The sequence below is a fragment of the Streptomyces sp. NPDC057253 genome, assembly GCF_042669125.1.
In the GTDB taxonomy this organism is placed as follows: domain Bacteria; phylum Actinomycetota; class Actinomycetes; order Streptomycetales; family Streptomycetaceae; genus Streptomyces.
Window position 1 is genome coordinate 42,817 of sequence record NZ_JBHUXV010000064.1, and the last position, 11,780, is coordinate 54,596.

11 protein-coding genes are annotated in these 11,780 nt (G+C 71.1%); 9 read left to right on the forward strand and 2 right to left on the reverse strand.

What is annotated here, in order from left to right:
* Positions 1-10: 10 nt before the first annotated feature.
* Together ACFULQ_RS29665 and ACFULQ_RS29670 are read right to left on the reverse strand one after the other, a co-directional pair.
* On the reverse strand, positions 11-793 hold the full coding sequence (locus tag ACFULQ_RS29665) for an alpha/beta fold hydrolase (protein WP_383549658.1): 783 nt from the start codon (positions 791-793) through the stop codon (positions 11-13).
* A 37-nt stretch (positions 794-830) separates the two neighbouring features.
* Positions 831-1,154 (reverse strand): DUF427 domain-containing protein, encoded by a 324-nt coding sequence (locus ACFULQ_RS29670; RefSeq protein WP_383549661.1) that lies wholly within the window; start codon positions 1,152-1,154, stop codon positions 831-833.
* A 50-nt stretch (positions 1,155-1,204) separates the two neighbouring features.
* On the opposite strand from ACFULQ_RS29670, the gene ACFULQ_RS29675 reads away from it, so the two are divergent.
* From ACFULQ_RS29675 to gatB, 9 genes are all read left to right on the forward strand, one after another.
* Entirely contained in the window at positions 1,205-1,744 is a 540-nt protein-coding gene (locus ACFULQ_RS29675) for a TIGR00730 family Rossman fold protein (RefSeq protein WP_383549664.1), read from the forward strand.
* Positions 1,745-1,751: 7 nt separating this feature from the next.
* Positions 1,752-2,450 carry an SDR family oxidoreductase gene (locus ACFULQ_RS29680; protein ID WP_383549668.1) on the forward strand — a complete coding sequence of 233 codons (699 nt, stop codon included), beginning with the start codon at positions 1,752-1,754 and terminating at the stop codon, positions 2,448-2,450.
* Complete coding sequence (locus ACFULQ_RS29685; RefSeq protein ID WP_383549671.1) at positions 2,447-3,445, forward strand: methionine synthase; 999 nt, start codon at positions 2,447-2,449, stop codon at positions 3,443-3,445. The genes ACFULQ_RS29680 and ACFULQ_RS29685 overlap by 4 nt, the downstream gene beginning before the upstream one ends.
* A 15-nt stretch (positions 3,446-3,460) precedes the next feature.
* Positions 3,461-5,653 carry an NAD-dependent DNA ligase LigA gene (ligA, locus tag ACFULQ_RS29690; RefSeq protein WP_383549674.1) on the forward strand — a complete coding sequence of 731 codons (2,193 nt, stop codon included), beginning with the start codon at positions 3,461-3,463 and terminating at the stop codon, positions 5,651-5,653.
* A 272-nt stretch (positions 5,654-5,925) separates the two neighbouring features.
* The gene (locus tag ACFULQ_RS29695; protein ID WP_383549677.1) at positions 5,926-8,166 is read left to right on the forward strand and encodes a putative bifunctional diguanylate cyclase/phosphodiesterase; all 2,241 of its coding nucleotides are present in this window, start codon (positions 5,926-5,928) and stop codon (positions 8,164-8,166) included.
* A 212-nt stretch (positions 8,167-8,378) separates the two neighbouring features.
* A complete protein-coding gene (gene gatC / locus ACFULQ_RS29700) occupies positions 8,379-8,675 on the forward strand; it encodes an Asp-tRNA(Asn)/Glu-tRNA(Gln) amidotransferase subunit GatC (protein WP_007384860.1) in 297 nt (98 codons plus the stop codon).
* Positions 8,676-8,680: 5 nt separating this feature from the next.
* Positions 8,681-10,183, forward strand: coding sequence for an Asp-tRNA(Asn)/Glu-tRNA(Gln) amidotransferase subunit GatA (gatA, locus tag ACFULQ_RS29705; protein WP_383549680.1), 1,503 nt, complete (start codon positions 8,681-8,683; stop codon positions 10,181-10,183).
* The gene (locus tag ACFULQ_RS29710) at positions 10,180-10,419 is read left to right on the forward strand and encodes a hypothetical protein (protein WP_381341263.1); all 240 of its coding nucleotides are present in this window, start codon (positions 10,180-10,182) and stop codon (positions 10,417-10,419) included. Before gatA ends, ACFULQ_RS29710 begins: the two co-directional genes overlap by 4 nt.
* A 15-nt stretch (positions 10,420-10,434) precedes the next feature.
* A partial coding sequence (gene gatB, locus ACFULQ_RS29715) for an Asp-tRNA(Asn)/Glu-tRNA(Gln) amidotransferase subunit GatB (RefSeq protein WP_383549683.1) occupies positions 10,435-11,780 on the forward strand: 1,346 nt, incomplete at its 3' end.

An 11,780-nucleotide genomic window follows, 5' to 3' on the forward strand; every position in this document is an offset into this window, starting at 1 on the left:
AGGTTTGTGCTCAGGTTGCTCCGAAGAACTCCGTCAGCGCCGGGGCGAGTACGTTCGGATCGACCATGTGCGTCTGGCCCTCCAGGACGCGATACGTCCCCTGGGGCGCGGTTTCGGCCACCAGCCGGGCGGCCTCACGCATCCAGGCGGGGCTCGCGCCGCCCGCCAGGGAGAGCACGGGCACGTCGACGGCGGCCAGCCTGGCCCGCGGCACCAGTCCGTCGCCCATCACCGCGTCGTCGTGGGCGAGACTCGGCGCGATCGACTCCATGCCGGGCCACATGGGGGAGTTGCGGGCGCCCTGGATCATCTCGTCGGCCAGCCCGGTCAGCCGCAGGAACAGCTCCACGGCGTCCCCGCGGCGGCCCTCGCCGAGCGCGGCGGTGAGGTTCTCGGTGTACTCGGCGCGCTCCTCGGCACCGCCCTCGTAGACGGCGTACGGCACCTCGTACACGGCGACGCCCCGCACCGGCAGCCCGCTCGCCGCCGCCTCCAGGACCAGGGCGCCGCCCGAGGAGTGGCCGTAGAGCCATGCCTCGCCGCCCAGCGCGTCGATCAGGGCGGCGAGGTCCTCGACCTCACGGGCGACGTCGTAGGGCTCCGTGTCGCCGCTCTGCCCCCGCCCCCGGCGGTCGTAGGAGACGACGGTGAAGCCGCCCGACAGCGGCAGGCCGAGGGGCGCCACGGTGGCGCCCGTCGACATGGCACCGCTCACCAGGACGACCGCGGGGCCCTCACCGGTGCGCTGGTACGCGAGGGCGGTGCCGTCGCGCGAAACGATGGTGTTGTCCATGCCTGTCGAGACTGCCGCACGGCACGGAAATCATCCGTCACGACACCTCGACTTCGTAGAAGCAGAGATGATCCTTGATCTCCGCGACCTCGGGCTTGGGCTCGGGGTAGGACCACACCAGGTCGGGCGCGTCCGGCAGGGACCAGTAGGACGCGGTCCCCTTGAAGGGGCAGTAGGTGTGGGTGTCGGAGGGGGTCAGCAGCTCCAGCCGTACGTCCTCGGCGGGCAGGTAGTACCGCGTGGGGCTGCCCGTCTCCTTGAGGATCAGCGGGCTGTCGCTCTCCGCGAGGATCTGGTCGCCGTGCACCACGCGCACGTGCAGGTCTGCTTGCTCGATGGTGATCTTGTGTCCTTCGGCCATACCGGAAGAGCGCTCGCGGGCCGCCGGTTCTTCCCGCGTACGGTGGCCGCATGCGAATCTGCGTCTTCCTCTCCGCCGCCGACCTCGACGACCGCTACACGCGCCCCGCGCGGGAGTTCGCGAAGCTGCTGGGCAAGGGCGGCCACACGCTGGTGTGGGGCGGATCGGACGTGGGCCTGATGAAGGTGGTCGCGGACGGGGTGCAGGAGGCGGGCGGCCGGCTGGTCGGGGTCTCCGTGGAGTTCCTGGCCGCCAAGGTCCGTCCGGGCGTCGACGAGATGGTGGTCACCAAGGACCTCGCCGAGCGCAAGAGGCTGCTCCTGGAGAAGGCTGACGCCGTGGTGATCATGGTGGGCGGCACCGGCACCCTCGACGAGGCGACCGAGATCCTGGAGCTGAAGAAGCACGGGCACACCGAGAAGCCGGTGGTGCTGCTGAACACGGCGGGCTTCTACGACGGGTTGAAGGAGCAGTTCCGCCGGATGGAGACCGAGGGGTTCCTGCCGCGTCCGCTCACCGACCTGGTGTTCTTCGCGGAGGAGCCGGTGGGGGCGCTCGCGTACATCGAGGAGAGCCTGGGCGTCGAGTGATGCGAGCATGGCGGGCATGGCTACACATGTGATCACCGGGGCGGGTTCCGGTATCGGCGCGGCCGTCGCCCGCCGCCTCCACGCGCGCGGGGACGACCTCGTGCTGCACGCGCGCGATGCGGGCCGGGCGAAGGAGCTGGCGGCCGGGTTCCCCGGGGCGCGGACGCTCGTCGGCGACCTCGCCGACCCCGACAAGCTGAGCTGGGCCTTCTCCCACCAGTCGCTCCCCGACCGGGTCGACTCCCTGCTGCACATCGCGGGCGTGGTCGACCTGGGCCCGGTCGGCGATCTCACCCCGAAGACCTGGCGCCACCAGCTGAACGTCAACCTCGTCTCGCCGGCCGAGCTGACCCGCCACTTCCTGCCCCAACTCCGCCTCGCGCGCGGCCATGTCGTCTTCGTCAACTCGGGCGCGGGCCTGAACGCCCACGCCGACTGGTCCGCCTACGCCGCCTCCAAGCACGGCCTGAAGGCGCTCGCGGACTCCCTGCGCCACGAGGAGCACGGCAACGGCGTCCGGGTCACCTCCGTCTACCCCGGCCGCACGGCGAGCCCCATGCAGGCCAAGGTCCACCAGCAGGAGGGCAAGGACTACGACGCCTCGCGCTGGATCGACCCGGAGTCGGTGGCGACGACGATCCTGACGGCACTCGACCTGCCCCGGGACGCGGAGATCAACGACCTGACGGTGAGGCCGGGCCGGTGACACAGTTCGACTTCGCCCCCGCCACCGGTGTCGGCTCGCTCCCCGGCGGCGACGCCCGGGAGGCCGCCAGGACCGCCACCGGCTCCTTCGAGGACTTTCCCTTCCTGCCCGAACTGCCCGCCCGCGGCCCCGGCGCCGACATGATCGGCCGCACCGCCGGGATGCTCGTCGAGCTGTACGCGCGCGTGGAGCCCAGCGGATGGCGGCTCGGGGACCGGCCCGGACGCGACACCAAGCGGGCCCGGTCCTGGCTGGGGGAGGACCTCGACGCGCTGGAGGAGTTCACCCAGGGGTACGAGGGACAGCTGAAGGTCCAGGCGGTCGGGCCCTGGACGCTCGCCGCCGCGCTGGAGCTCAGGAACGGCGAGGTCGCCCTCTCCGACCCCGGCGCCTGCCGGGACCTCGCGGCCTCGCTCGCGGAGGGGCTGCGGCTGCACCTGGAGGAGGTGCGGCGACGGGTCCCCGGCGCGCAGGTCGTGCTCCAGCTCGACGAGCCCTCCCTCATCGCGGTCCTGAGAGGGCAGGTGAAGTCCGCCAGCGGCTACCGCACCCACCGGGCCGTCGACCGGCAGCTCGTCGAGGCCACGCTCCGGGACGTCGTCGGGGTTCACGGCGACGGCCCCGTCGTGGTCCACTCGTGCGCACCGGACGTCCCCTTCGCGCTGCTGCGCAGGGCGGGCGCGGCGGCGATCTCCTTCGACTTCTCGCTCCTCACCGAGCGTGACGACGACGCGATCGGCGAGGCGGTGGAAGGAGGGACCCGGCTCTTCGCCGGTGTCGTGCCCGCCACGGACGGCCCATTGTCAGACCCTGCCGGTAGCGTCATGGGTGTCAGGACGCTGTGGCGCAGGCTGGGGCTGCATCCGGGACTGCTCGCCGAGGCGGTCACGGTCACTCCGGCGTGCGGACTCGCGGGGGCCTCCCCGGAGTACGCGCGCAGGGCGCTCGCCCACTGCGTCCAGGCGGCGAGATCCCTCGCGGACAACCCAGAGTAACGGGAGGACAACACGGTGGCCGGCGACAAGCAAGCGGAGACGACGGTGCCCGCCGAGGCACGGGAGAAGCACGCGCAGCTCGCTGAGCAGATCGAGGAGCACCGCTTCCGGTACTACGTGAACGACGCGCCGGTCATCAGCGACGCCGACTTCGACAAGCTGCTGCGCTCCCTCGAGGCCCTGGAGGAGGAGTACCCCGAGCTGCGCACCCCCGACTCCCCGACCCAGAAGGTCGCGGGGGCGTACGCGACGGAGTTCACGGCGGTCCAGCACCGCTCCCGCATGCTCTCGCTGGACAACGCCTTCAGTGACGAGGAGCTCGCGGCCTGGGCGGAGCGCGTCGCCAAGGACGTCGGCACCACCGACTACCACCTGCTGTGCGAGCTCAAGGTCGACGGTCTCGCCGTCAACCTCACCTACGAGCACGGCAGGCTCACCCGAGCGGCCACCCGCGGCGACGGCCGCACCGGCGAGGACATCACGCCCAACGTCCGTACGATCGCCGAGATCCCGGACCGCCTCACCGGCGACCGGGTCCCCGACCTCGTGGAGATCCGCGGCGAGGTCTACTTCCCGATGGAGAAGTTCGAGGAGCTCAACGCCCGTCTGGTCGAGGCCGGCGACAAGCCCTTCGCCAACCCGCGCAACGCGGCGGCCGGTTCGCTGCGCCAGAAGGACCCGCGCGTCACCGCCACCCGCCCGCTCCACATGGTCGTGCACGGCATCGGCGCCCTGGAGGGCTTCGACGGCATGACCCGTCTCTCCGAGGCCTACGACCTCCTCAAGTCCTGGGGCCTGCCCACCGCGAAGCACAACAGGGTGGTCGACGACCTCGACGGCGTCCGGGAGTTCATCGCCTACTTCGGCGAGAACCGCCACTCCGTGGAGCACGAGATCGACGGAGCGGTCGTCAAGCTCGACGAGATCCCGCTCCAGGGCAGGCTCGGCTCCACCTCCCGCGCCCCGCGCTGGGCGATCGCGTACAAGTACGCGCCCGAGGAGGTCAACACCAAGCTCATCAACATCCGCGTGGGCGTGGGCCGTACCGGCCGGGTCACCCCGTACGCCCAGGTGGAGCCGGTCACGGTGGCCGGCTCCGAGGTCGAGTTCGCCACCCTGCACAACCAGGACGTCGTCAAGCTGAAGGGCGTCCTGATCGGCGACACCGTGGTGCTGCGCAAGGCCGGTGACGTCATCCCCGAGATCCTCGGCCCGGTCGTCGACCTGCGCGACGGCAGCGAGCGCGAGTTCGTGATGCCGAACGAGTGCCCCGAGTGCGGTACGCCGCTGCGGCCCATGAAGGAGGGCGACGTCGACCTGCGCTGCCCCAACGCCCGCACCTGCCCCGCCCAGCTGCGCGAGCGCCTGTTCTACCTCGCGGGCCGCAAGTCCCTGGACATCGAGCACTTCGGTTACGTCGCCGCGGCCGCGCTCACCAAGCCGCTGGAGCCCTCGGACCCGCCGCTGGCGGACGAGGGCGACCTGTTCGACCTCACCATCGAACAGCTGCTGCCCATCAAGGCGTACGTCCTCGACCAGGACAGCGGGCTGCCCAAGCGCGACCCGAAGACCGGCGAGGAGAAGGTCGTCACCGTCTTCGCCAACCAGCAGGGCGAGCCCAAGAAGAACGCCGTCGCCATGCTGGAGAACATCGCGGCCGCCAAGGAGCGCCCCCTCGCCCGGGTCCTCACCGGTCTGTCGATCCGCCATGTCGGCCCGGTCGCCGCCGAGGCCCTGGCCCGCAACTTCCGCTCGATCGAGCGCATCGAGGAGGCGAGCGAGGAGGAGCTGGCGGCCACCGACGGCGTCGGCTCGATCATCGCGAAGTCCCTCAAGGAGTGGTTCGCGGAGGACTGGCACCAGGAGATCCTGCGCAAGTGGAGGGCCGCGGGCGTGCGCATGGAGGAGGAGGGCTCGGGGGAGGACGAGGGGCCGCGTCCTCTCGAAGGGCTCACCGTCGTCGTCACCGGCACCCTGGAGCGCTTCACCCGCGACGGGGCCAAGGAGGCCCTCCAGTCCCGAGGGGCGAAAGTGACCGGTTCGGTTTCGAAGAAGACATCTTTCGTTGTCGTAGGTGACAATCCTGGGTCGAAATTTGACAAGGCGATGCAACTCAAGGTGCCGGTTCTGAACGAGGACGGCTTCGACGTCCTGCTCGAACAGGGCCCCGAAGCGGCCGCTGATGTGGCACTTCCCACGCAGGAGTAGCGAGGAGCGGCGGTTGAAGGCCACCCGTTCGGCGCATACCAGATGCATACGGGTGGCCGGGGCGCATTCGGGCAACCGTCGACGACCGCTGCCCGTGGAAGCCTTCTGCGGCCTACTGTTGAGATGTGCGCCTGCCGTGCCCAGCTGCGGTTGGGGCATCCCCGTGCTCCTGATGAGCAAGGGGAAGGGTTTTCCAACGCGGCGCCGTCGAGGGATTTGTCGGGCGAACGAGCCGCGTGGCGTGGGCACCGCCGGCTGTGAGAGGGACGGGAATGGAACCGACCGAGAGCGCCGCCCCGGACTCACGGCTGCGCCTGCGCCGGCTCACCGGCGCATGGCGGGCGAGCCGGTGGTCCGGACGGCCTTCGGAGCGTCCGGGCGCGGAAGGGCGCGTCGCCGGACCCTACACCGCGGCCGGCGGCCCCGGTGCCGCACAGCTCACCGCCGAGCGCGCCCCCGGTAGGCCCGACTCCGAACCCGACCGGCAGCTGTCCTGGCCCGCGCTGCCCACGGCGGTCGTCGCGGCCGCCGGATTCGTGCTGGGCGCGGGCTTCTACCGGGCCTTCACCGGCAGCCACGCCCTCTTCCCGTCGGGCACCGTCGGCTGGTCGCTGGCCGTGCTGACCGGGGTCATCGTCGGCCATCTGGTCGCCCTCGGCCGGGCCCGCTGGTGGGGCGGCACCGGCTCGGGCGCCGCCCTCACCCTCGCCGTCCTGCTGCTCTACGGCTGGGTGGCCGCCGGAATGGTCAGCCTCACCGTCGTGCTGCTGGTCGGCATAGCCAGGCGCCACCGCTGGCGGCAGGGCATCCTGCACGGCGCGGTGGACATCCTCGGCATAGCCACCGGCGCCCTCGTCCTCGCCGCCTTCGGCCAGTCGCCGTCCGTCGAGACCCCGTGGAACCCGGACACCTGGACGTTCTACACCGGCCCCGAGGTGGTGCTCGTCGCGGTCGCCTATCTCGCGGTCACCCGCGCGCTCGGCTGGTACCTGCACTCCTCGCGCCACGCGGGACTGCCCACCATGGCCCGTACCGCCCTGGTCAGACAGGGCCTGGTCGCGGTCGCGCTGCTCGGCATCGCCCCGCTGGTCTGCGTGGTCGCCGCCGCCAAGCCCCTGCTCCTCCCGCTGTTCGCGATCCCCCTGATCGCCCTCGACTCCACGCTCTGGATGGCCCGGGCCCGCGCCGAGGAACAGCTGCGCGACCCGCTGACCGGACTGCCCAACCGCCAGTGGCTCCTGGAGCGCATCTGGACCGCCCTGGACGACGCCGAACGCATCGGCGCCCGGTCCGCCCTGATGCTCATCGACCTCGACCGCTTCCGCTCGGTCAACGACACCCTCGGCCACCTCGCCGGCGACCGGCTGCTCCTCCAGATCGCCGACCGGCTGAGGATCGCCCTGCCGCGCGGCGCGGAGGCGGCCCGGCTCGGCGGCGACGAGTTCGCCGTGTTACTGCCGGTCGCCGACTCCACCACCTCCGCGACCCGCGTCGCCCGCACCCTGGTCGCCGCCCTCAGCTCCCCGCTCGACCTCGACGGACTCACCCTCGTCCTGGAGGCCAGCGCCGGGGTCGCCGTCTTCCCCGACCACGCCGTGGACGCCGAGGGCATGCTGCGGCGGGCGGACGTGGCGATGTACCAGGCCAAGCGGGACCGCACGGGCGTAGAGGTCTACGAGTCCAAGCGGGACTCCAACACCCCCGACCGCCTCGGCCTCCTGGGCGATCTGCGCCGGGCGCTGGACGCGCACGAGGTGCAGCTGCACTACCAGCCCAAGGTGCGCTTCGACGGGCAGGTCGCGGGGCTGGAAGCGCTGGTGCGCTGGGTGCACCCGGAGCGCGGGAAGGTGCCGCCGGACGAGTTCATCGCGATCGCCGAGTCCTCCGGGCTGATGCCGCACCTCACCGAGTACGTCCTCGACACGGCTCTCGCGCAGGTCGCCGAGTGGCGGGCGCAGGGCCTGTTCGTCCCGGTGGCGGTCAATGTCTCCCCGCGCGATGTCCACACCCCCGGCTTCGCCGGTTCCGTGGCCGCCCGCCTGGCCCGGCACGGCGTTCCCGCGGGAGCGCTCCAACTGGAGATCACCGAGCACGTCCTCCTGGAGGACCCCTCCCGCGCGGCCGACACCCTCGCCGCGCTGACCGGCCACGGCGTCAAGATGTCCCTCGACGACTTCGGCACCGGCTACTCCTCCCTCGTCCACCTCCGCCGCCTCCCCGTCAGCGAACTGAAGATCGACCGCTCCTTCGTGGCCAAACTGGCCGTCGACACCGAGGACGCGGAGATCGTCCGCTGCACGGTCGACCTCGCCCACTCCCTGGGCCTGCTGGTCGTGGCGGAGGGCGTGGAGGACGACGAGACCTGGGAGCGGCTGCGCGACATGGGCTGCGACGCCGTACAGGGCTGGCTGGTCGCGGCGGCGATGCCGCCGGAGGAGACGACGGCGTGGCTGCTGGCGCGGGGCGCGCGGGGCTGGCAGCGGCCAAGGGCAGCGCTGCCCGCGGCGGAGTGAACATTCCGGCCGACCTGTGCGGCTTTCGCTGTTAGGGGCGCGGGGCTGTATCGACATGCGGCTCCGCCGCGGGGCGCGACCAGCCACGACGGACCCGCAGCCGCTTCCCGAACCCCAGCGGGCATCCCCTGGCGAATCCGTTTAACGGCCGGAGGCCCTCGCCCCCTAGGATTGGGCCCAAAGCACACACACTCACCCCAGAGGATCGCTGCATGCCTGGCATCACGCGCGAGGAGGTCGCCCACCTCGCCCGGCTGGCGCGTCTGGAGCTGAAGCCCGAAGAGCTCGAACACTTCGCCGGCCAGCTGGACGACATCATCGGCGCGGTCGCCCGCGTCAGTGAGGTCGCCGACCAAGACGTACCGCCGACCTCGCACCCGCTCCCGCTGACGAACGTCATGCGGGCGGACGAGGTCCGTCCGTCGCTCACCCCCGAGCAGGCGCTCTCCGGCGCCCCGGCCCAGGAGCAGCAGCGTTTCAAGGTGCCGCAGATCCTGGGGGAGGACTAACCGCCATGACGGACAACGTCACCATCATCAAGCTCACCGCCGCCGAGACCGCCGCGAGGATCGCTTCCGGTGAACTCACGGCCGTGCAGGTCACCGAGGCCCACCTGGCCCGGATCGAGGCCGTCGACGAGAAGGTGCACGCCTTCCTGCACGTCGACCGCGAGGGCGCCCTCGCGCAGGCCCGCGCCGTCGACGAGAAGCGCGAGCGGGGCGAGAAGCTCGGCCCGCTCGCCGGTGTGCCCCTCGCGCTGAAGGACATCTTCACCACCGAGGGCATCCCGACCACCGTCGGCTCGAAGATCCTCGAAGGCTGGATCCCGCCGTACGACGCGACCCTCACCAAGAAGCTGAAGGCCGCTGACGTCGTCATCCTCGGCAAGACCAACATGGACGAGTTCGCCATGGGGTCCTCGACCGAGAACAGCGCCTACGGCCCGACCGGCAACCCCTGGGACCTCACCAGGATCCCCGGTGGCTCCGGTGGCGGTTCCTCCGCCGCGCTCGCCTCCTACCAGGCGCCCCTCGCCATCGGCACCGACACCGGCGGCTCCATCCGCCAGCCGGCCGCCGTCACCGGCACGGTCGGCGTCAAGCCGACCTACGGCGCCGTCTCCCGCTACGGCATGGTCGCCTTCTCCAGCTCCCTCGACCAGGGCGGCCCGTGCGCCCGTACGGTCCTGGACGCGGCCCTGCTCCACGAGGTCATCGCCGGACACGACCCGCTGGACTCCACCTCGATCGACGCCCCGGTCCCGCCGGTCGTCGAGGCCGCCCGCAACGGCAGCGTCGAGGGCATGCGCGTCGGTGTCGTCAAGCAGTTCCGCGGCGAGGGCTACCAGGCCGGTGTCATCCAGCGCTTCGACGAGTCGGTCGCCCTCCTCAAGGAGCTCGGCGCCGAGATCGTCGAGCTGGACTGCCCGTCCTTCGACCTGGCGCTCTCCGCGTACTACCTGATCGCGCCCTCCGAGTGCTCCTCCAACCTCGCCCGCTTCGACGGCCTGCGCTACGGCCTGCGGGTCGGCGACGACGGCACCCACTCGGCCGAAGAGGTCACCTCCCTCACCCGTGAGGCGGGCTTCGGCCCCGAGGTCAAGCGCCGCATCATGCTGGGCACGTACGCCCTGAGCTCCGGCTACTACGACGCCTACTACGGCAGCGCCCAGAAGGTCCGCACGCTCATCACGCGCGACTTCGAGAAGGCGTTCGAGCAGGTCGACGTGATCGTCTCCCCGACGACCCCGACCACCGCCTTCCCGATCGGCGAGCGCGCCGACGACCCGATGGCGATGTACCTGGCCGACCTGTGCACCATCCCGACCAACCTCGCGGGCAACTCGGCCATGTCGCTGCCGTGCGGTCTGGCGCCCGAGGACAACCTGCCCGTCGGCCTCCAGATCATCGCCCCGGCCCTGAAGGACGACCGCCTCTACAAGGTCGGCGCCGCCGTCGAGGCCGCCTTCGTGGAAAGGTGGGGCCACCCGCTCCTGGAGGAGGCACCGTCGCTGTGAGCAAGCTGACCAAGGCGAAGGACTTCAAGAAGTCCAAGTCCGGTACGTACCTGTCCATCGCCACCACGGCGTTCGGCGCCATCGGTGTCGCCAAGCGGCTCAGGAAGGCGCGCGCCGAGAACGACACGCTGGTCCTGATCGACGCCACCGTGTCCGCCGTCGCCGTCGTCACCGGCCTCGCCATCCTGTACCGCGAGCTGAAGCGGCTGGGCGACGACGACGTCCTGCTGGGCTGAGAGGGAAGTTAGACCGTGACCACCACGACCGACCTGGTGTCGTACGAGGACGCTCTCGCGTCGTACGACCCCGTCATGGGCCTCGAGGTCCATGTCGAACTCGGCACCAAGACCAAGATGTTCTGCGGCTGTTCGACCGAGCTCGGTCAGGACCCCAACACGCAGACCTGCCCCGTCTGCCTCGGCCTGCCCGGCGCGCTCCCGGTCGTCAACGCGACCGGCGTCGAGTCCGCGATCAAGATCGGTCTCGCGCTGAACTGCGAGATCGCCGAGTGGTGCCGCTTCGCCCGGAAGAACTACTTCTATCCGGACATGCCGAAGAACTTCCAGACCTCCCAGTACGACGAGCCGATCGCCTTCAACGGCTACCTCGACGTGCAGCTGGAGGACGGCGAGACCTTCCGTGTGGAGATCGAGCGCGCCCACATGGAGGAGGACACCGGCAAGTCGACCCACGTGGGCGGCGCGACGGGCCGTATCCATGGCGCGTCCCACTCCCTGCTGGACTACAACCGCGCCGGCATCCCGCTCATCGAGATCGTCACCAAGCCGATCGAGGGCGCGGGCGAGCGTGCTCCCGAGGTCGCGCGGGCCTACGTCCGTGAGCTGCGCGAGGTCATCAGGGCGCTCGGCGTCTCCGAGGCCCGTATGGAGATGGGCCAGATGCGCTGCGACGTGAACCTGTCGCTGCGCCCCATCGGCACCGAGAAGTTCGGCACGCGGAGCGAGACCAAGAACGTCAACTCGCTGCGGTCCGTGGAGCGCGCGGCCCGCTTCGAGATCCAGCGGCACGCGGCCGTGCTCTCCTCCGGCGGGACGATCATCCAGGAGACCCGGCACTTCCACGAGGACACGGGGTCCACGACCTCCGGCCGAGTGAAGGAAGAGGCCGAGGACTACCGGTACTTCCCCGAGCCGGACCTCGTTCCGGTGGCCCCCTCGCGTGAGTGGGTCGAGGAGATCCGCGCCGGTCTGCCCGAGCTTCCGCTGGCCCGCCGCAACCGCCTGGTCGCGGAGTGGGGCATCACGGCCCTCGACATGCAGGCGATCCTCAACGCCGGTGCGCTGGACCCGATCGTGGCCACGATCGACGCCGGTGCCGACGCGGCCTCCGCCCGCAAGTGGTGGATGGGCGAACTCGCCCGCAGCGCCAACGAGTCCGGCAAGGCGCTCGACGAACTGGCCATCACCCCGGCGCAGGTCGCCCGGGTGACCGAGCTGGTCTCGAAGGGCGACCTCAACGACAAGCTGGCCCGCCAGGTCATCGAAGGCGTCCTCGCGGGCGAAGGCACCCCGGACGAGGTCGTCGAGAAGCGCGGTCTGAAGGTCGTGTCGGACGAAGGCGCCCTCGGCACCGCCGT